This window comes from Streptomyces sp. NPDC096339, assembly GCF_044762985.1.
Taxonomy (GTDB): domain Bacteria; phylum Actinomycetota; class Actinomycetes; order Streptomycetales; family Streptomycetaceae; genus Streptomyces.
Window position 1 is genome coordinate 1 of sequence record NZ_JBIWFI010000067.1, and the last position, 17,918, is coordinate 17,918.

Sequence of the window (17,918 nt, forward strand, 5' to 3'; positions counted from 1 at the left end):
AAGGAGAGGGGATCGGTGGGCGGCGGGTGAAGCACCCGTGCCGCCCGGCGACTCATCCAGTTCTACCGACACCCCCACCCCCTGGCAACGACCCCCCGTACTAGACGGCATCGCAGCACGGGCCCCACGACCCCCCTCCAGGAGGGCGGCACAGGGCTCCCACCGACTACTAGCCCGGGTCGTATGTGACGTGGGTCCTGTGGGGCGGCTCACCGCCGGGAGCCCCGAACGTCACCGTCCGAGTATGTGTACAAGTCGGACCGTGACCAGGGCTGCGAACTCGCGCCCGGTGTCACTTCAGAACTCCCAGCGACCGCGCGCCGGCGGCGAACCCGCCGATCCGGGAACCTCCGCTCGCGACGCGCACCGAAGCGCCACGAGGAGCGGACCCGGTCCTTCTCCTACGTGCTCGATGGGCTCCCGGCCGGCGGCGAAGGCGAACCGGAGCTGGTTCCGCCGGCCGTGGGCGACCAGTGCGGCGCGACACCGACGCTGCGCCCGGCCGGTGGCATGAACGTGCCGATCCGGGGAAGACGCATGCCTCCCAGGATCTCCGCTGCGCCGATCAGCGAGAGGGCGCAGCGTGGCGGCGACGACGAGTGGGGCCACGGAAGGAGACCGTCGTGGCGTCAGCACGCGGCATGCAACAGCACAGGACCGTCCGGCGCACCGCCGAGGGACCTGCGACTCCTTGGCAGGACTTCGACGACCTCCGGGACCGGATGATCGACCTCTTCGAAGCGGGCCGCTCCCCCGGGCGGGGGCACCGGGGCGAAGCCGACGAGGAACCCGGGCGGAACATCTGAGGGAGGACAGTTGTGAACGGGAACCGTTCCGCGTCGCCGCGCGGATGCGGAAGAAGGAGGCGAAGGTCATGATCGGAAGCGACGCCCGAGGGGATGACGTCCACCAGCCCCAGGAGGGGGCGGAGCCCGGCGAGTCGCAGCCGGACATGGAGAACGCCCTCGGCGAACCGGATCTCGACCAGACCCTGGACACGGGGTACTCACCGCCCGACCGCCCCGTCGCGGCCACCCGGCACGGCACCACCGCCGAGGAACAGCAGACCGGCGAGACGCTCGACCAACGGCTCGCCCAGGAGGAACCGGAAGCGGACGTCATGGACGACGACGCCCACGCAATTCCCTGGGGGAACCCTGCCAGGGCCCCGGAGAGCGAAGACGTGACCGGCGACCCGGGCGGTGACACCACCACAGCGGGCCGGGAGCGGGCAGGCCGGATGGCGCCGGCCGATGAGGGGCCGGGCATGGGACACATCTCCGTACTGGCCCACGACGCCGGGATCGACGGCGGGGCCGCTTCCGCGGAAGAGGCGGCCATGCACGTGGTGGAGGAGGAACCGGAGCAGGAGTGACCCCACTCCGCCGGGCCCTGATCAGCCTGCCCTTCCGTTCCGGGTCGATGAGCCCCGGCACCGCCTGCCGTACCGGCCCAAGCCCGGCGCGGATCGACGGCCACTGCCGCGGCCGCACGCGGCCGCTACGGTGTCGGCATGGAACAGCGGATCAGCCTGATCACCCTGGGAGTCACGGACCTCGCCCGTGCCAGGAGCTTCTACGAGGCGCTGGGATGGTGCGGTACCGAAGTCGAGGAAACGGTCTTCCACCAAGCGGGCGGAATGGCCCTCGTCCTGTGGGACCGCCGGAAACTGGCTGAAGACTGCGGGCTGCCCGACTCCCGGCCGGCCGGGTTCGGAGGGTTCGGAGGCATCGCCCTGGCGCACAACGTACGTACGGACGGGGAGGTGGACGCTCTTCTCCGCCTCGCCGCGGCGGCCGGTGGCACGGTCACCCGACCCGCCGCCGTGAACGCGATCGGCTTCTACTCGGGCGTCTTCACCGACCCCGACGGCCACCCCTGGGAGGTCGCCCACAACCCCGGCTTCACCTTGGCCGCGGACGGTTCCCTGATCCTGCCCCGTTTCGCCGCGCCTCCCGAGGACACGTGAGACACCGTGCCGGCCCCGGTCATCGCCGCCCGGCCCCGACGGCATGCGGGTGTGGGCTGGACGACCGATGGCCCTCTGGGCCCTGGGCGCCGTGCGGTGACCGGATCTGGGATCCCGGAACGGGCCAGGCGCATACTGTCGGCATGGCAACGCCGACGAATGCCGTGCGGCGGATCAGGCGACGGGCCGGCGAGGCGGTCTTCCTGCGGGTCGCGGGGCCCGATGGGGCCCACGAACGGGAGCGGATCCACTCGACTCCCGGGCCTCGCTGGTTCGAGCCGGGAAGACCGGTGCGGCAGGTCCACGGAGATGCGTCGATGTTCGTCGGCGGCCTGGCCGCCCTGCTCCTGCAGTCCTTGCACCCGCTCGCGATGGCCGCCGTGGCAGCGCATTCCGGCTACCGGGGAGACCCTTGGGGCCGCTTGCAGCGAACCAGTACCTTCCTCGCGGTCACCACCTTCGGCACGAGCGCCGACGCAGAGGCAGCCGTGGCCCGCGTACGGAAGGTACACGCACTCGTCCGGGGCAGAACGGCCGACGGCACACCGTACCGGGCCGACGACCCGGAGTTGCTGACCTAGGTGCACATCGCCGAGGCGTACTGCTTCCTTCGTGCCCACCAGCACTACGGCAAGCACCCGCTGGACTCCGCGGGCCGCGACGCCTACCTCGCCGATACGGCGCGCGTGGCCCGGGCCCTGGGCTCGGACCGGCCACCGGAGAACGGGCATGAGCTGGCGCTGCTGATGGCCTCCTACCGTCCCGTCCTACGGCCGACCGCGGCGTCCCGGGACACCGCACGGTTCCTGCTGACCGATCCGCCGCTGCCGGGGGCCGCCCGGCTGCCGTACACGCTGCTGGCGGCCGCGGCTCTGGAACTGCTGCCGCCGTGGGCGAGGGCGGCCGTCGCCACCGGGTCCGCGCCCGCCGCCGCCCGTATCCCGCCGCGGGCCGCCCGCGCCGGCGGCCATGCCGTGACCCGGGCGCTCCGCTGGGCCCTGCCCCCGGCTCCCCCTCCGGCACCACCCGGCTGAGGGCTCGCCCGGGCCATCCGGGCGCGCTGCAACCTCCTCGACACGACGGTGACGTTTCCAGACGTGCCCGGAAGGAACGCGGGGCAGGGGACGGTGCGCAGTACGCACGAACCGTCCGCTCCGGCGCTCTCTGCACCGCGACCGTGTCACCTTCCTCGCCCTGGGTAGGGGCCCGGTGCGGGATGTGGTCCTGGCCTCATGGCTGCGACGGGGGCCGCATCCCGCGCGCCGCGGGCCCGTCTCCGGCCACTAGACCCGATCCAACGCCGGCCAGGAGGCCGTTCACCCCGCCGAGGGGTCGGTCCCCTTCCTGACTTCCATCGCCGATGCGCACACAAGGCGTACGGCCGCCCGGCCGACCGTGTGAGGGCCACGTCGTCGCCGGCGGAGGTCGGGGGCGCCGATCAGCTCGTGCATTCCGCGCGACCGCGTGCCGTTCAGTGGGCTGCGCCCACCCGAGCTGGAGGCCGCGGTGACGAAAATCGCTCCCGCCAGAACCGGGAACCCCAGCGGTACAGGCGTGCCGAGCGGCTGTAGAACGGTCGCGTCACGGACGACTCCTAGCGGCTCGTCCTCTCAGCCCCGCCCAGAACCGTCTCCGTGAACTCCCCTCACGGCGCCCTCGGCAACGCTCGGGATGGACCCGATGCACTCGACGTCGATCTGATCGGCCAGCTCACCCAGCACACCGGCGAGCGCCCGCATGGTGCCCGGATCAAGCTCCGTGTCCCCCTCGTCGGACCGCAGCCACGCGACCGCGATCCGCCGCAGCAAGGCGGTGACTTCGTCGGCGGGGATCATCAGGGAGCCTCCCGAAGCGGAGACCAGTGGTATGGACTCGCTCATGTGAATCGACCTCCCAACCGGACGGTGTCAGACGCTCTCTCGGGTCATCGCGCCACGCCGATCCCCCACACGGACGATGGCTCCCGGGCACTCCGGCTCATGTCCCCTCCCTGTGCGCCGGATCCGGACCCTGAAGTGCGGCTACCCGATATCAGGACCGGTACGCGCGTCTGCCCTGCACCGACCGGAGCTCCTGGGCCCCCGGAACCCCGTAGCGGTCAGCCCGCTGTCCTTCGGCAGCTGCGCAACAGCAGCGCCTGGCCTGAGGGCACCAGCCCCTCCCTACCGGCCGGGACCGTGCGTAGGCGGCCACGGCTCGGGTAGGCGCACGGCACAAAACGCCCCACCGGCTCGGATTGCGCACGTTTGGTGCCGTACGGCACCGACGGCTCCGCCGGCCGCGTGAAGGGAGAGCAGCCATGACGAACGATGGCATCTGGGGATACCGCGCTGCTTCCGGCTACCAGACCGGAACCAGCCTGGTCGGATTCAAGGTCGAGGCGACCGACGGAAAGATGGGGAAGGTCGACGAGCACACGGACGAGGCAGGAGCCGGCTACCTCGTCGTCGACACCGGCATCTGGATCTTCGGAAGGCACGTGCTGCTCCCCGCGAGTACCGTCCGGCGTGTCGACCGTGAGACCGAAACGGTCTACGTCGATCGGACGAAGGACCAGATCAAGGACGCGCCCGAGTTCGAGCGGGAGAGGCAGCCCCGCGACGACAGCTACCTCGAGCAGTTCGCCAAGTACTACGGCATGCCGCACATGTGACACGCCTGCCGGATACCGAGCGGATGGGGGTGATGCCGTGCAGAGCCGTTTCGGCTGCCGTTCACCGCTGCGGTTGATCCGGTGGCCGGTTCGTGAGCCGGGAGGAGGCTGCGACCGCGGAAGAACACGTGCTCGCCGGGTGGCACGGGCTACCGCCAAATGGTTCCGCGGCCCGGATGATCACAGCGCGTTCGGGGAAGCGACTCCAGCATGATCACAGTTGGGGTCGAAGAGGAGTACTTGCTGGTCGACCCGGAGACCCTCCTTCCCACACCACTGGTGCAGAAGGTGCGTGACACGGCCCGCCTGGCACCGATCGCGGATGCCCGAGAGGTCCAGAACGAGCTTCTGCAGGCCCAGATCGAAGTCGCGACCCCCGTGTGCACGACCCTTGAGGAGGTGGGGGGCCACCTTCTGCGGTTGCGCCATGCCGTCGCCTCCGCCGCTCAGGCGAACGGCTGCCGCATCGCGTTGTCCGCCACCGCGCCGGTCCGGGACGCCTCGCCCGTACCCATCACCTGCACGGCGAGATTCCAGAGGATGCAGGCGGAGGCGCGGCTACTGGTCGATGAGCAGCTGATCTGTGGGATGCACGTCCACGTCGGGGTTCCCGACCGCGAAACCGGCGTGGGCGTGCTGAACCGGCTGCGCCTATGGCTTCCGACCCTGCTGGCGATGTCCGCGAACGGTCCCCTGTGGGACGGGCGGGACACCGGGTTCGCCAGTTGGCGCACGATCATCTTCGGCCGCTGGCCGATCAGCGGGCCACCACCGGTCTTCGACGGGCTCGCGGACTACGAGGCACGGGCCGACGCGCTGGTGAAACCGGGGGTGGTCCCCGACCGCGGGCAGCTGTACTGGCTGGCCCGGCTCTCGGAGCGATACCCCACCGTCGAGGTGCGCTGTTGTGACGTGCAGCTGGAGGCGGACGACGCGGTGATGCTCGCCGGTGTCGTCCGCGGGCTCGCCGCCACCGCCATCGCCGAGGAGAAGGCCGGAGTCGCTCTCGTGCCCTGCCGGCAGGAGTTCCTGCAAGCCGCTACGTGGCACGCCGCCAGGCACGGGATGAGCAGCACTCTGGTGGACCCCTGGGGGCGGGTGCGGAGCAGCGGCGACGTGCTGCACGCGCTCCTGCGGTACATCGGTCCCGCCCTCGAAGAGAACGGTGACCACCGTGAGGTGACCGCTCTCGCCCACCGGCTCCTCCGGAACGGAACGGCGGCCGACCGCCAGCGCCGCGCACTGGCCCGGGCCGGTCTGCCCGCGGTCGCGAAACTGATCACCGCATGAGCCACCCGTAGGTGGGATCGACCTGTCGGCGGGCCGATCGGGGTTCCGGTTCCACCCGCCGAGGCCGGAGCGACGGACCGTGCGGTCCGTGTCCGTCTGGCGGTGCGCGACGCCGGAGACGACAATGAGATGGGCCGGATGAGCGCCGCCCGAACAGCGGGCATGGCGTGGCGCACAGTGCCTCCGGGGAGGGCCCGTTCCACGCTCGACGCGCCGGGCAGCCGGGGGCCGCGTATTCCCGCACGTGCAGAGAACTCAGGTGATCGCCCATGTGCCGATGGCTCGCGTATTCAGGAACGCCTCTGCTGCTCGACAGCATCCTCTACAAACCGGCCCACTCGCTGATCGATCAGAGTCTGCACTCCAAACTCGGGGTGGAAACGACGAACGGTGACGGCTTCGGCGTCGGCTGGTACACCGAGGAGGACACGGGCAGTCCGGCGATCCTCCGGGAGATCGGCCCCGCGTGGAGCAACCGCAACCTGCGCGAGATCGCGGACCACGTCCGCTCGTGGCGCTGGTGGGAATGGGCATCGCCATCGGCGGCATCGTGATCGCGGTGGGCGCGGCCCGTCTCACCTTCCGGGACGAGATGGCCGTCACGTCCCGCGACTGCGCGTCGCCGGAGCGCCCACCGCCCCGGCCGGCGGCGAAGGAGAACACCGAGAAGGCGACCACCGCATAGAACACGGAGCGTGCGGCGGAAGCAACGCGCTTGGTGGGTTTGCGTCCGTCCGGTCCGGCAACACCGAAGAGGGCCTCCGAGAAGCGCCACAGCATCATCGCCACCAGGCCGAGACCGATACCCCACACAAGCACCCGCCCGTAGGAGTGGTCGGCGAGCGCAGTGAGCGCTCCCGAGCGGTCGGCCACCGCCTCGGTGTCGCCGAACGCGATCTGCAGGGCCAGCATGCCCACCAGTACGTACAGCACCCCGCGCGTGGCGAGCCCACAACGGGCGGCGACGGCCACTGCCTCGTGCGTGGCGCGAGCCCGGGTTGCACTGGCGGATGCCGTCGTCATGAGTCGCCCCTTCTGAAGGTCTCCCACACCCGCGCCTGCCCGATCGGGCCCACGCCATGCGAGGCCGCACGGAGCACACCGGGCAGAGCCGGGGCAAGAGGTTCTCCTCCTCGCCGTACACGTGGGCGGTTACCGCCGCCTTCAGTGCGGCGATCAGCCGGCGAACTCGGGGCCTGCGGCATCGAGTCCTTCCAGGTTCTTCGGCAGCTCCACCAGGCCTGTCGAACAGCGCGGCCACCTCGCGGTGGCCGGCGGTCAGTTCGTCGATGCGCTGCACGATCACGCGCGGCAAGGCGTCCGGGTGCTTCTCCGCGAGCCAGGGGGCCAGTTGCTCCCGCGCGGCGCACCGCACGGTCCACAGGTTCATGAGGTCGACCACCACCGTGGCGCCCCTCGGAGCCCGGTCGATGGCAGTGAACAACTACGCCCGCGGGGCCTCTATGTGATCAAGGTCCATCTCGTCACAGACGTGCACGATTCAGGCTGCCTGCACCGGGTCCGGCCGTCCTCCTCGTACGCAGGGCACCTGCCCAGCGCAGGAGACCGCATGCACCGCGCCCGAGGCATGCCGGAAGGTCCGTGCCGTGCGGCGAGGGGCTGGGCCGCAGCACGGAATCCCGGCCGGGGTCGGGGCTCGACCGGGGCCGGGCCACCCCGAGGTCGTGGAGCACTTTCCGGAGTGCGGGGTCTTGGCGCCGATGAATCGGGGTAGGCGATCGGCGAGCGAAAGGAGATCGCCATGCCACGCGGATCGTCTCCCAAGCGAGAACGTCAGTACGAGCACATCAAGGAGTCCGCCGAGCGGCGCGGTGAGTCGGAGGAGCGCGCCAAGGAGATCGCCGCCCGGACCGTGAACAAGGAACGCGCCCAGGCCGGTGAGTCCAAGACGGCCAGCCGATCGTCCATCGAGGACATGCCCGCGTCCAAGCGCGGTGGCCGGCACTCCCACAGCGGCTCCCAAGGCCCCACGAAGGACCAGTTGTACAACGAGGCCAAGCAGCGGAACATCAAGGGGCGCTCGCAGATGGACAAGGCCGAGCTCAAGCGTGCTCTCGGCCACTGACAACGCGACCACGCACATGAGCCAGGCGGTTACGGGACGGCCGAGGACGCCAGAGGCCTTCTGGCGGCTGCCCGGCGCGCTGCCTCGCCCTTCACGTCAAGCCCGGGCCCGCAGGCCGGCGGGCCTGCGTAGGGTGTCGGACTTCAGGAACCGCTCCAGGCGGACACCGCTTGATGCTTCCGTGCGGGCCGTCATGCTGGGCCGGCAGGCCCGGCCTGTGCGGCGCAGGCGGCAGAGGGCGCTGGGCAACCCGCCCTTGCCCATGTTGGAACATCGGGCCGTGCCAACAACGGCCCGGCGCCCTTGCCTCGCGGTCTTGGTGCCGGATTCTCGGACCGCCCAGCTCGTCCATGAGGGATGATCACCTCATGGACAGGGTCGTTGATCTTGATGAGGTGGCTGCGGTGCTGGCCGGCCAGACGGTGGGCTGGAGGTCGGCCGGCCTCGAAGTGGACCAGGTGACCTGGAGGGATACCGAGGCGCCGTGGCCCCAGTCTCTGGAGACCGACAGGGCTCGGGTGCATGACCCCGACTCGGTTGGCGTGGTCATCTCCGGTCCGGGAGAGGCCGAGCTGTCGGTTGTGCTGTTTCGTGGTGGCTGGGCTGACGTGGACTTCAGCGCCGGCCGCGACGACGCCGGTTCCCTCCCGGCTTCGGACATCGCCTCAGCGACGGACTTCGAAGCCCGGATGAATCAATGGGTCGCTCGTGTCTTCGGGGTCTGCGGCGGTACTGAGTGAGTGCCGGTCCGTTTCGGCTTGGCCGGCAGGCTGGGGTTCCGCCCGGGCCCGGGCGGTGGTGAGGCGGTGGGAGTCGGTTCCGGTCTCGATTGGGAGCGAGCCTCCTCAACCCCGACAGCGCTGCCCAGCAGATCCGCCGCCGCCAAGGAATCCAATGACCGATCCGGCCGCTCTGTACCGCGTCTGCCCGCCACCGGCCGCACCGCGGCAGTTTCCGATCGACTGGAGCGCTGTGGAAACGGAACTCGGGATGAGGCTCCCCGAGGACTACAAGGAACTCGCAGGCACATATGGGCCGGGGCTCTACTGCGACTACATCAACATCTACCACCCGAACGCGAACACGCCCTGGGCCAACCTCACCGGCCCGATGCCCGCACGCATCCGTGACCATCTCCAGCGCGACTGCGACCAGGGAAGACACCCCGTCCCCTACAATCCGAACCGCCTGTTCACCATCGGTGTCACCAACAACGGCGAGCACCTGTTCTGGATCACCGACCCCCTTCCGCAGCGCCTGCGATCGACTACCCCGAGCCCCCGTCCCGGCCGCCCGTCAGCACCGACGGCATCCGCGAGTGGGCACGCGCGAACGGCTACCAAGTACCGCTCCGCGGCCGGATCCCCGCTGAAGTCCTGGACGCATGGCAACGGGCCACTTGTGCCTGCCCCTGACGCCCGGCGCCGAGGGAGTCGTCGCTCGGGCGTCCTGCTCTACCGGTTGTAGGAGTACAGCCTGTCCACCTCGATGAATCCGGCCGATCGGTACATCGCGGTGGCAGCGGTCCGGTCGCTGTCGCCGCCGATGGGCGAGTCCGCCTCGACATAGAGGAACACTGCGGTCGCACCGTGGGAGCGGAGCACGTCCAGTGCCGAGCCCAGGAGGGCGCTGCCGAGCCCGCGGCGGCGAGTATCCGGCATGACGGCGATCCACCACAGGACGCCGGTCCTTTCCTGCGGAAGCCCGATCACCGCTTCCGCTACGGGCCGCTCGCCCATCCGGACTTGCAGACGGCACGCCCGGTCGTCGCCGAGCTCCGGAGTGATGCGCACCCCTTCGGCACGGGGCAGACCAGGGGCGGGCAGGTCGATCATGAGATAGCGCCACTGGCACCGTCCGATGAATCCAGCCCGCTCCAATGCGTCATGGGTGACCGAGCGGTGCCGTCGGGGAAGGGCCTCGAGACCACGGGTCAGGGCAGTCGCGAATTGGAAGGCCTGGATTGGACGTCGGCCGAAGCGCAAGACCGCCTGCCCGATCAGGGCGTCGGCGGTCTCGACATTCTCCTGGCAGTGAAGCCAGAGGATCACCCCGGTGTCGTCGTGGGGCCGCAGGGCCCATGAGATCGCGCCGGTGACGCCGCCCCACGCGTCGCCGGCCACGTATGTCTCTGGCCGGTCCAGTTCGGCCCACCAGCCCCCGTCGATGGGCGATCGGCCCTCGAGTGCCTCGATGAGCATGCCCGGTGTCACGGAGGGTTGTCCGGGGACCCGGTCGCCGTCGGCCAGGGCCAGGACGGCCGTCGAATCCGCCGGCGTGTAGGGCCGTAGCGAGATGCTCGCGGTAGAGGGCACGGGATTGACCATGGCGACTGCTTCCGTCGTTGTCCAGTTGCCTCTGGGATAGAGCGGGTGTCCCGAAGGGTACTGGTCAGGCCGTGTTCGACGGCTTCGCGGGCGTTGTCGCGCAGCACCGGCCTCGCAGGCCGTGCAGCGGTAGCGGTCGTACGGAGCGCGCCGCCGGACAACCACGAGCCGGCGTCCCTACTCGGCCGCCTCGGGCAAGAGCTCCGGCGGCTACGGGTCATGAAGTCCTCCGGAAGCGCAACCGGTCGTTCCCACCTCCTTCGCGCGCCCCACAACCGCCTGACCCGCCGGGCGCGGTCGGCGTGGCGGTGATGCCGGCCGAGGTGGTCCACGCCCCGCAGGTCCGCGGCGACCGCCGGCACCCTCGCGGCCCTCCCTTGCATTCGGGCCGTCCTCACCATCGGCGTGCTCCGTCACACCGCCCCGTTGCCCTACTGTTGGCCTCGCCCGAGTGCGCCCCGCGACCATGCCCGTTCCGCCCGACACCACAGCCGTGCCGCCTACCGGGGAGGGATCACCGTGACCGCCACCGAATCCACCGCGAACTCCGTCTACTGGGAGCCGCTCTGGGCCGAAGGCCGCCAGTACCGGCAGCCGTGCGACGCCGAGACACAGCTGATGGACCGGCATCTGGGTCCCGGCCACAGCCGTCCCGCCCTCGACATCGGATGCGGCGTCGGCACCCTGACCCGCCATGTCCACCACAAGCTCGGATACCGCACGACCGGCATCGACTGCGCCCCCAGCGCCCTCGCCCTCGCCGCCACCCACGACACCGGCCCCGGCTCGGGGCCGGCATGGCGGCGTCTGGACATCACCACCGACGACCTCACCGCGTTGCCCGACCCCGCCTACGCCGTCATCACCTGCCGCCTCGTCTACCGGTGGATCGACGACAAGCCCGCGTTCATCGAGCGTGTCCGCCACCTCCTCGCACCCGGTGGCACCTTCTGGGTCGTCACCGAGGTCGCGGGACGGCGCACGACCACCAACCCGACCCTCCAAGAACCCGGGATCACCCCCGCAGACGCCGAACTGCTGACTGCCGGATGGTCCGCCGTCCGCACCGCCGACCTCGACGTCCTGCGCTGCTACGCCCTGCGCCCCTGACCGCGAACGAGTCGACTGCCTTTGCCCTGCTGCATTCGGCGGGGGGGTCAGGCGCCACGGTCGTGTCCCTCGGCGTCGTCGGGAAGGCGAACGCGGCCGGTGCATCGCGGCTGTCCGCGGTGCACCGGTCTGACCGTCCCTCAGCGAACGGATGTGTCGATCGACACGGAGTTGTTGACCTCGTTGGGGTCGGGCGTAGTGCTGCTCACGGTCGCCCAGTCGGTGACGGTACTGCCGGCAGCGGTCACGACCCTGACCACGATCTGGGTCGTGACCTGCTCGCCGCTTCCCAGGACACCCACTCGGCACGTCACGGTGTCCGAGGATCCCGGTGTTGGAACGGTGCAGCTTCCTTGTGCGGGCGTCGCGCTGACGAACCTGGCCCCGGGAGGAAGAGTGTCGTTGAGCACGATGTTCTCGGCACGAGTCGACCCGATATTGCGCACCGTGACCGTGTAGGTCAGGTTGCTTCCACTCCTTACGGAGTCAGGGGTGGCGCTGATGTCGACTGCGACATCGGCCAGCGGCCGGGCGACGGCCAGGCTGTGGAGGCCGGCGGCGGCAATGGCGCCCACGCCATCGAGGAACCGGCTGCAGGGCGCGGTCTGGCCGGAGGCGCATACCCTAACCGGCGCATTGGTGCCGGTGCCGGGGCCGCTCCTGCCGTTGCCCAGTTGGCCGGAGTTGTTGCTCCCCCAGCTCTGGACGCCGCCGTCGGCCCGCAGCGCCAGACTGTAGACGCCGCCGGCGGCGATGTTGGTGATACCGGTCTGAAAGCTGGTACAGGGTGCGGTCTGGCCCGTCGCGCAGACCTGCACGGGCAGGCTGGTGGCGGTGTTCGTGCCATTGCCCAGCTGGCCCGAGCCGTTGAATCCCCAGCTGCGGACGGTGCCGTCGGTCAGCGCCGCCAGGCTGTGCCCCTCGCCGGCGGCGAGAGACCTCACGCCGGTGAGTGGGTTGGCGGTGCAGTTCGTTTGTCCAGGAGCGCAGACGACGACCGGCGTACTGCTGTCCGCATCCGCGCCGTTGCCCAGTTGACCGAAGACGTTGTATCCCCAGGTGCGGACGGTGCCGTCGGTCAGCACCGCCAGGCTGTGCTCCCCGCCGGCGGCGACGCCGGTCACGTTGGTGAGGTCGGTGACCTCAACGGGCACGCTGCTTTGGACGTCGTTGCCGCTCATCCCGTTGCCCAGCTGGCCATGGGCGTTGCGCCCCCAGGCGTAGGCGCGGCCGTCGGTCCGCACCGCCAGGTTGTGGTTCCGGCCGGCGGCAATCCCTTTCACACCGCTCAGGAAACCGGCGCAGGGGGCGATCCCTCCTACCGCGCAGACCTGCACAGGGGTCCTGCGGTCGGTCGTTGTGCCGTCGCCCAGCTGGCCTTCGCCGTTGAACCCCCAGGCGACGACGGTGCCGTTCGCACGCAGTGCCACACTGTGGTCTACACCGGCGGCAATCGCTTTCACGCCGGTGAGGAAGGTGTCGCAGGGGGCGGTCTCCCCGACCGCGCACACCTGCACCGGGGTCGTGCTTGCAGTCTTGGTGCCATCGCCCAGCTGGGCATTGCTGTTGACCCCCCAGGCCCAGACGGTGCCGTCTGCCCGCAGCGCGAGGGAATGAAAGGATCCGCCGGCGATGGCCAGCACGCGGTCGAGGGGCGAGGTGCAGGGTGGATCACCGCACACCCGGACGGGGGTGGTGCTCTGCCCGACAGTGGAGCCGTCGCCGAGCTGGCCGCCTCCGTTGTCGCCCCAGGCGAGGGCGATGCCGGGCTCGGCGGCTCTGCCGCTGTCGGCATTCGCTGCCGACCACCCGCTCAGGGGAAGTGCGCCCCACAACAGGGCCACCAAACCGGCGGCTGCGGCCCGTCTACGTGCCGACCGGCCACACTTCGCGAATCCCATGGTCATCCTCTCGTGCGGAACTTCGCCACAGGCGGGCCCTCACGATCAGCAAGACCGCCCCTGCGCACAAGATCCTTGAGGCGCACCGGTCCGGCGCAGCCTGAACACGCTGTGTGACCGATCGCCTTCACCCGAACGCCCCGAAGCTCCGGATGAGAAGCCCTCGGCAGAGGTGACGGAGCCGCCTCCGCATGAGACCCGGAGTCGCCGGCGGGAACGCCGCCTCGACGACTCCCCTGGTTCCCCGGCCGCGCGGGAAGACCACGGACCACGGCCCCTCACCGACTTGGGCGGTGGGTGCCGCGGTGCCGCAGACACGCAGACGGGACCACACCCGGCAAAAGACGCTGCAACGGATCTCGACCTGCCCGTGGCCCGGGCGTTCCTCACATGCGGACGGTGATCTCGGGGAGCGGTGCGCCGGACAGGTTGAGCCGGAGCCCGGTCATGGTCAGGTACGTCTGCGAGTCGCTCAGGGTGTTGGAGGGTGCCTGGGTCTTCCCGCGCGTGCTCACCAGCAGGTACCAGCCCCCGCGCTTGTAGCTGCGGGAGGCGTCGGCGCTGTCGCCGTTGGGGTTCAGTACCCAGCCCTGGCGCTCCAAGTCCGCACAGATCGCCTTCATTTCGGACTGCGCTGCGACCTTCTCCCGGACTGCCATCCAGCCCGTCCTGTTCAGGTTGGATCCGGCCGGAACCATCGACTTGCCCTGCTCCGGGTCGAGGCCCGCGGCGCGCACCGCCTTCCGGATCACTTCGTCCACCTCGTCCCCCGTGAGGGGTGGCGACGTGGGTTCGGGCTCCGACGCGGGCGCCGACGCGGATCCGGACGGCTTGGACGAGGGCGCGCCCAGGTGCACGCGCCCGTCGTCGTCGATCTGTACCTGGTCCGGCAGTACCGCGGCGGCCAGACTCACGATCAACGTCGCGGCCAGTCCGATCCACACCCTCTTCAAGAACGCGTTCAACGTGAGACTCCCCCGAATGATCATTCGAGGGGAGTCTCACACATCCCGTTCGGCAGCCGCACCGCCGGGTCAACCGCGGCACGACGGGGCGAGACCGTCCGGTCGGAGCAGAACCTGCCCCTCCGCGGACGGGCTCCGCGGGTCAGGAGATGGCGGTGCCCGTCTCCTCCCCCAGCGTGTGCAGGAGGCGGTTCTGGAAGTCCTCGTCGTGCACCGCGATGTGCGGCTCCTGCCGCTGCTGGTGGTACCAGTACCCGCCGCTGGTCAGTGCCCGCGGGTCGTCGCCGGAGGCGAGCCACGCCTGCGTGCGGTGACCGAGCTCGAGGTCGTCCGGCGCGCCGGGTCCGCCCATCCTGGTGGGCACCCAGCCCGGGTCCACGGCATTGCTCAGCACGCCGGGGCGCAGCCGGGCCACCGCGGCCGCGAGCGTCGTGACGAACAGCTTGCTGTCGGCGTACGAGCCCGGTACGTCTCCCCGCCAGTCGGTGCCGTCGAGGGCGGTCCGCCCCTGGTAGTGCGAGCCGCTGCTCAGGTAGACCAGTCGGCGCGGCCCCTTCAGCAGGGCCGTGAGCAGGTACGGGGCGATGACGTTGACCGGCATCACCGCGGGCCCGCTCCACACGCCGGCGTTGTGGATCACGGCGTCGAGCGGCTCCGCCTCCCGCAGCTCGGCGGCGATGCGCCGCACCGCGTCGCGGTCCCCGAAGTCGCCCACGACGATGCTCGCCCCACGGTCGACGAGGTCCTGCATGCCGACCGCTCGCCCGCGATTGCGGGCGTGCACCACGACCTCGTGGCCGTCGGAGAGGAGTGCGTCCGCCGCGGCTCGTCCCAGACCGTCCGAAGAGCCAGTCACCAGGATCCGACTCACGTTCCCTCCTCCTTGATGAGAGCCTCAGCTCGTCGTGGGTTGCCGGGCCGGCGTCGGGGCCTCGTGGCCCTGTTCGGACGCGGAGCATGGGATGTCTGCCGGCACCGGTGCGCAGGATGCCCACGGCCACGTCGGAGAACGGCTCCCCGTGGGAGTGGAAGGGCCGTGCGACGGGGCCGAGGGGCCTACCGGCTCCGGCTCGCGGGCCGATCTTGGCACGCCGCGAGGTCAAAACCCCGGACCTCGACGGCTACTCTCCTTCGTATCGGGCTCGCTCCTTCTCAAGTCGCGTTGCGGCGGCCCGGAATCATCATCAGGGCGCTGTCGGCGGGGGTCTGCTCGCCCGCATGATTCGGGCATGGACAAGGCTCAGGAACTCGGCGCGCTCGCCCTGGCGACCGCGGAGCAGCTCGCCCAACGGCACGTAGGTGTCGTGGTCGCCGCCGTTACCGACGGGCAGGTGGGGTTCGCGGGTGCGGGCACCACCGGAGGGGGTGGCAGCGGGACACCGGGTGCCGACACGCTGTTCGAGATCGGATCGGTCACCAAGACCTTCACCGCGCTGGCCCTCGCCCGGATGGCGGTCGCCGGCACGGTCGATCTCGACGAGCCGCTGGCCCGTCTCCTCCCCGAAGGAACGGTCGTACCGTCCCGGGACGGGCAGGACATCACCCTGCGGCACCTGGCCACCCACACCTCCGGTCTGCCCCGGCTGCCCAAGGGCATGATGCCGCGGGCCCTGCTGCGCCCCCGCACTCCCGATCCGTACGCCGGATGCACTGCGGACGTGTTGCTGTCCGGGCTGGCCCACACCCGGCTCGGCGCTGCTCCGGGCCGACGGGTCCGCTACTCCAACCTCGGTGCCGGACTCCTCGGGCTGGCCCTCGCCCGTCGCGCGGGCACCGGCTACGAACAGCTGGTGACGTCCCAGGTGTGCGCCCCGCTCGCCATGTCCGACACGCTGGTGTCAGCCCCCGCGACCCGGCCCGGTCGGCTCGCGCAGGGCCACGACGGCCGGCGTCGCCCCACCCCTCCCTGGAACCTGGCCGATCTCGCCGGGGCTGGAGGCCTGTGGTCGACCGCGACCGACCTGGTGTCCTATGTACGGGCCCAGTTGGACGGCGGTGGCCCCGGCGAGCTCGCGGAAGCGATCCGGCTCTCCCGGCAGGTCGAGCACCGCAGCAATGGATTCGCCTGGATGCACCTCGGCTGGACGGCCCACCGCCTGCACCCCCGCCAGGGTGCCCATCTGCAGATCTGGCACAACGGAGGAACCGGCGGCTTCTCCTCCTTCGTCGGATTCGACCCCGAGACCGGCACGGCGGTCGTAGTCCTCAGCAACACCCAGCGCCCTGTCGACCCTCCCGCCTTCGACCTGCTGCGCACCCTCCAGAACGAAGTCTCTTCACGCAAGGCCCGCGGAGCACCGCCGGGTTCCACGTCGTGATTCGACGGGGCCGATGGCCTCGCCCGCCTGGACGTAGGCGCTGCCGCTGCCGAGTTTGACCCGGTGACCGCCATCCACGACACGGCAGAACGCTTCATACGAGCCTGGGTCCCCGCGTCGGCGGCCGCGTACCGGACCGGGCGTACGGTCCCGAGCGGCCGGAAGTGCGAGCCGGGCGAGCAGGCGCCGCGGGCGGGTGGAGGGTCGTACGGCGGCTGTTACACGGAGTTGAACCCGTTCGGCGCATCCACCACGGGCAGCGACGGAGCCCGGGGCGGGTCAGGCGGGACGCTCAGGTCCATGGCCGCCCCGGGCCGCGACCGGACCTCCCGCGTCGGGGGGTCAACGCAGCCTTGACCCATGCCCACTACAAGGGAGAGTTACGGAAATGTCCGCATTGAGCAACACCGGCAGTTTTCGGCTCTTTCAGGGGTGATTCGGGGTCAGGGTGTGGCTCCTCGGCAGGACGCCGGGACTTGTTCGGAGCCCACCCGGCCTGCACCAGGCCGGGCGGGGCTGACCGTTGAAGGAGCCATCCGCATGTCTGCTTCCCTCGCCAGCGCCACCCGCAGCACCCTCGCCGGCCTCCTGGCCGCCGGCGCCCTGATCGGTGCCGCGGCGGTGCCGGCTGCCGCCGACGACCACCGGCACGACCACCGCGGTTCGCACTCTTCCATCGTCATCGGTGACGTCGAGACAGCCGACCGCGGGCACGACAACCGCGCCCTGAACCGCGAATGGGTCGAAGTGAGGAACACCGGCCGTCACTCCGTCGACCTGCGCGGCTTCACCCTCACCGACAAGGAGGGCAACCGCTACCGCTTCAACGGCTTCCGCCTCGACGGCAAGTCCAGCGTCAGGGTCCACACCGGCAACGGCCGCGACACCGACCACGACGTCTACCAGGGCCGCCGCCACCGCGTCTGGGACGAGCGCGACACCGCCACCCTCCGCGACAACCGCGGCAACGTCATCGACACCGAATCCTGGGGCCGCCGAGGACACCGCCACGGCCACTGACCCCGGCCGGCACCATCATCTGAGCAACATCGACGGGGTTCGGTTCGCATCCTGACCGTCCCGGCTTGACCCCCACATGAAAAGGGAGGGTCGCTGCACCGCGCAGCGACCCTCCCTTTCGTGCGGATCCAACTCTCCCTTCAACGCGGCCCCCGCCGGATCCGGCAACGGGCCGCTCGGGGGTTCCGGTCGGGGTTGGTCAGGACGACATGATGAAGCGCAGGGCGAGGCCGGAGGCCCCTGTCCAGTACGTGACGCGGGCCCCGTCGTCGAACGGCA

At 70.6% G+C, this 17,918-nt stretch carries 17 protein-coding genes and 3 pseudogenes; 14 read left to right on the plus strand and 6 right to left on the minus strand.

Annotated elements, in window-relative coordinates:
• Window positions 1-623: 623 nt before the first annotated feature.
• The 4 genes and pseudogenes from ACIQ5Y_RS39455 (at window position 624) to ACIQ5Y_RS39470 (ending at window position 3,003) form a co-directional block, all read left to right on the plus strand.
• The gene (locus ACIQ5Y_RS39455; protein WP_403892291.1) at window positions 624-806 is read left to right on the plus strand and encodes a hypothetical protein; all 183 of its coding nucleotides are present in this window, start codon (window positions 624-626) and stop codon (window positions 804-806) included.
• Between the two features lie 68 nt (window positions 807-874).
• Window positions 875-1,375, plus strand: a complete 501-nt coding sequence (locus ACIQ5Y_RS39460; protein ID WP_403892294.1) for a DUF5709 domain-containing protein — start codon at window positions 875-877, stop codon at window positions 1,373-1,375.
• A 138-nt stretch (window positions 1,376-1,513) separates the two neighbouring features.
• Window positions 1,514-1,969 carry a VOC family protein gene (locus tag ACIQ5Y_RS39465; protein ID WP_403892297.1) on the plus strand — a complete coding sequence of 152 codons (456 nt, stop codon included), beginning with the start codon at window positions 1,514-1,516 and terminating at the stop codon, window positions 1,967-1,969.
• Window positions 1,970-2,112: 143 nt separating this feature from the next.
• Window positions 2,113-3,003 (plus strand): annotated as a pseudogene (locus tag ACIQ5Y_RS39470) (oxygenase MpaB family protein).
• Window positions 3,004-3,579: 576 nt separating this feature from the next.
• Here the strand turns inward: ACIQ5Y_RS39470 and ACIQ5Y_RS39475 are convergent.
• Entirely contained in the window at window positions 3,580-3,849 is a 270-nt protein-coding gene (locus ACIQ5Y_RS39475; protein ID WP_403892300.1) for a DUF6213 family protein, read from the minus strand.
• Between the two features lie 419 nt (window positions 3,850-4,268).
• On the opposite strand from ACIQ5Y_RS39475, the gene ACIQ5Y_RS39480 reads away from it, so the two are divergent.
• The 4 genes and pseudogenes from ACIQ5Y_RS39480 (at window position 4,269) to ACIQ5Y_RS39495 (ending at window position 6,597) form a co-directional block, all read left to right on the plus strand.
• Complete coding sequence (locus ACIQ5Y_RS39480) at window positions 4,269-4,622, plus strand: PRC-barrel domain-containing protein (protein ID WP_403892303.1); 354 nt, start codon at window positions 4,269-4,271, stop codon at window positions 4,620-4,622.
• 210 nt (window positions 4,623-4,832) lie between these two features.
• Window positions 4,833-5,912: a glutamate--cysteine ligase gene (locus ACIQ5Y_RS39485; RefSeq protein ID WP_403892306.1), complete on the plus strand. Its 1,080-nt coding sequence runs from the start codon at window positions 4,833-4,835 to the stop codon at window positions 5,910-5,912.
• A gap of 269 nt (window positions 5,913-6,181) precedes the next feature.
• Window positions 6,182-6,424: pseudogene (locus ACIQ5Y_RS39490) on the plus strand (class II glutamine amidotransferase); the annotation flags it as partial.
• Between the two features lie 14 nt (window positions 6,425-6,438).
• Entirely contained in the window at window positions 6,439-6,597 is a 159-nt protein-coding gene (locus tag ACIQ5Y_RS39495) for a hypothetical protein (protein WP_403892309.1), read from the plus strand.
• A gap of 77 nt (window positions 6,598-6,674) precedes the next feature.
• Here the strand turns inward: ACIQ5Y_RS39495 and ACIQ5Y_RS39500 are convergent.
• Window positions 6,675-6,935, minus strand: a pseudogene (locus ACIQ5Y_RS39500) (DUF1206 domain-containing protein); the annotation flags it as partial.
• Between the two features lie 739 nt (window positions 6,936-7,674).
• Between ACIQ5Y_RS39500 and ACIQ5Y_RS39505 the strand changes: the two are divergent.
• The 3 genes from ACIQ5Y_RS39505 (at window position 7,675) to ACIQ5Y_RS39515 (ending at window position 9,413) form a co-directional block, all read left to right on the plus strand.
• Window positions 7,675-7,998: a plasmid stabilization protein gene (locus ACIQ5Y_RS39505; RefSeq protein ID WP_403892312.1), complete on the plus strand. Its 324-nt coding sequence runs from the start codon at window positions 7,675-7,677 to the stop codon at window positions 7,996-7,998.
• A 368-nt stretch (window positions 7,999-8,366) separates the two neighbouring features.
• The gene (locus ACIQ5Y_RS39510) at window positions 8,367-8,738 is read left to right on the plus strand and encodes a hypothetical protein (RefSeq protein WP_403892315.1); all 372 of its coding nucleotides are present in this window, start codon (window positions 8,367-8,369) and stop codon (window positions 8,736-8,738) included.
• A 570-nt stretch (window positions 8,739-9,308) separates the two neighbouring features.
• The gene (locus tag ACIQ5Y_RS39515; protein WP_403892339.1) at window positions 9,309-9,413 is read left to right on the plus strand and encodes a histone-like nucleoid-structuring protein Lsr2; all 105 of its coding nucleotides are present in this window, start codon (window positions 9,309-9,311) and stop codon (window positions 9,411-9,413) included.
• A 39-nt stretch (window positions 9,414-9,452) separates the two neighbouring features.
• Here the strand turns inward: ACIQ5Y_RS39515 and ACIQ5Y_RS39520 are convergent, their stop codons facing one another.
• Complete coding sequence (locus ACIQ5Y_RS39520) at window positions 9,453-10,325, minus strand: GNAT family N-acetyltransferase (RefSeq protein ID WP_403892318.1); 873 nt, start codon at window positions 10,323-10,325, stop codon at window positions 9,453-9,455.
• Between the two features lie 519 nt (window positions 10,326-10,844).
• Here ACIQ5Y_RS39520 and ACIQ5Y_RS39525 point away from each other — a divergent pair.
• Window positions 10,845-11,435, plus strand: a complete 591-nt coding sequence (locus tag ACIQ5Y_RS39525) for a class I SAM-dependent methyltransferase (protein WP_403892321.1) — start codon at window positions 10,845-10,847, stop codon at window positions 11,433-11,435.
• Between the two features lie 140 nt (window positions 11,436-11,575).
• Here ACIQ5Y_RS39525 and ACIQ5Y_RS39530 read toward each other — a convergent pair whose 3' ends face one another.
• From ACIQ5Y_RS39530 to ACIQ5Y_RS39540, 3 genes are all read right to left on the minus strand, one after another.
• The gene (locus ACIQ5Y_RS39530) at window positions 11,576-13,336 is read right to left on the minus strand and encodes a hypothetical protein (RefSeq protein WP_403892324.1); all 1,761 of its coding nucleotides are present in this window, start codon (window positions 13,334-13,336) and stop codon (window positions 11,576-11,578) included.
• Window positions 13,337-13,722: 386 nt separating this feature from the next.
• Complete coding sequence (locus ACIQ5Y_RS39535; protein WP_403892327.1) at window positions 13,723-14,301, minus strand: hypothetical protein; 579 nt, start codon at window positions 14,299-14,301, stop codon at window positions 13,723-13,725.
• Window positions 14,302-14,443: 142 nt separating this feature from the next.
• Window positions 14,444-15,172, minus strand: coding sequence for an SDR family NAD(P)-dependent oxidoreductase (locus ACIQ5Y_RS39540; protein WP_403892330.1), 729 nt, complete (start codon window positions 15,170-15,172; stop codon window positions 14,444-14,446).
• 358 nt (window positions 15,173-15,530) lie between these two features.
• Between ACIQ5Y_RS39540 and ACIQ5Y_RS39545 the strand changes: the two genes are divergently transcribed.
• Both ACIQ5Y_RS39545 and ACIQ5Y_RS39550 read left to right on the plus strand, forming a co-directional pair.
• Window positions 15,531-16,619 carry a serine hydrolase domain-containing protein gene (locus ACIQ5Y_RS39545; protein ID WP_403892333.1) on the plus strand — a complete coding sequence of 363 codons (1,089 nt, stop codon included), beginning with the start codon at window positions 15,531-15,533 and terminating at the stop codon, window positions 16,617-16,619.
• A 540-nt stretch (window positions 16,620-17,159) separates the two neighbouring features.
• Window positions 17,160-17,639 carry a lamin tail domain-containing protein gene (locus ACIQ5Y_RS39550; protein WP_403892336.1) on the plus strand — a complete coding sequence of 160 codons (480 nt, stop codon included), beginning with the start codon at window positions 17,160-17,162 and terminating at the stop codon, window positions 17,637-17,639.
• Window positions 17,640-17,918 lie beyond the last annotated feature (279 nt).

What these genes read in the sequence shown, in the direction of transcription:
- ACIQ5Y_RS39505 (WP_403892312.1), top strand. Translation starts at nt 7,675, where the DNA reads ATGCCACGCGGATCGTCTCCCAAGCGAGAACGTCAGTACGAGCACATC.
- ACIQ5Y_RS39550 (WP_403892336.1), top strand. Translation starts at nt 17,160, where the DNA reads ATGTCTGCTTCCCTCGCCAGCGCCACCCGCAGCACCCTCGCCGGCCTC.
- ACIQ5Y_RS39510 (WP_403892315.1), top strand. Translation starts at nt 8,367, where the DNA reads ATGGACAGGGTCGTTGATCTTGATGAGGTGGCTGCGGTGCTGGCCGGC.
- ACIQ5Y_RS39475 (WP_403892300.1), bottom strand. Translation starts at nt 3,849, where the DNA reads ATGAGCGAGTCCATACCACTGGTCTCCGCTTCGGGAGGCTCCCTGATG.
- ACIQ5Y_RS39530 (WP_403892324.1), bottom strand. Translation starts at nt 13,336, where the DNA reads ATGGGATTCGCGAAGTGTGGCCGGTCGGCACGTAGACGGGCCGCAGCC.
- ACIQ5Y_RS39545 (WP_403892333.1), top strand. Translation starts at nt 15,531, where the DNA reads ATGGACAAGGCTCAGGAACTCGGCGCGCTCGCCCTGGCGACCGCGGAG.
- ACIQ5Y_RS39520 (WP_403892318.1), bottom strand. Translation starts at nt 10,325, where the DNA reads ATGGTCAATCCCGTGCCCTCTACCGCGAGCATCTCGCTACGGCCCTAC.
- ACIQ5Y_RS39480 (WP_403892303.1), top strand. Translation starts at nt 4,269, where the DNA reads ATGACGAACGATGGCATCTGGGGATACCGCGCTGCTTCCGGCTACCAG.
- ACIQ5Y_RS39465 (WP_403892297.1), top strand. Translation starts at nt 1,514, where the DNA reads ATGGAACAGCGGATCAGCCTGATCACCCTGGGAGTCACGGACCTCGCC.
- ACIQ5Y_RS39495 (WP_403892309.1), top strand. Translation starts at nt 6,439, where the DNA reads ATGGGCATCGCCATCGGCGGCATCGTGATCGCGGTGGGCGCGGCCCGT.
- ACIQ5Y_RS39460 (WP_403892294.1), top strand. Translation starts at nt 875, where the DNA reads ATGATCGGAAGCGACGCCCGAGGGGATGACGTCCACCAGCCCCAGGAG.
- ACIQ5Y_RS39485 (WP_403892306.1), top strand. Translation starts at nt 4,833, where the DNA reads ATGATCACAGTTGGGGTCGAAGAGGAGTACTTGCTGGTCGACCCGGAG.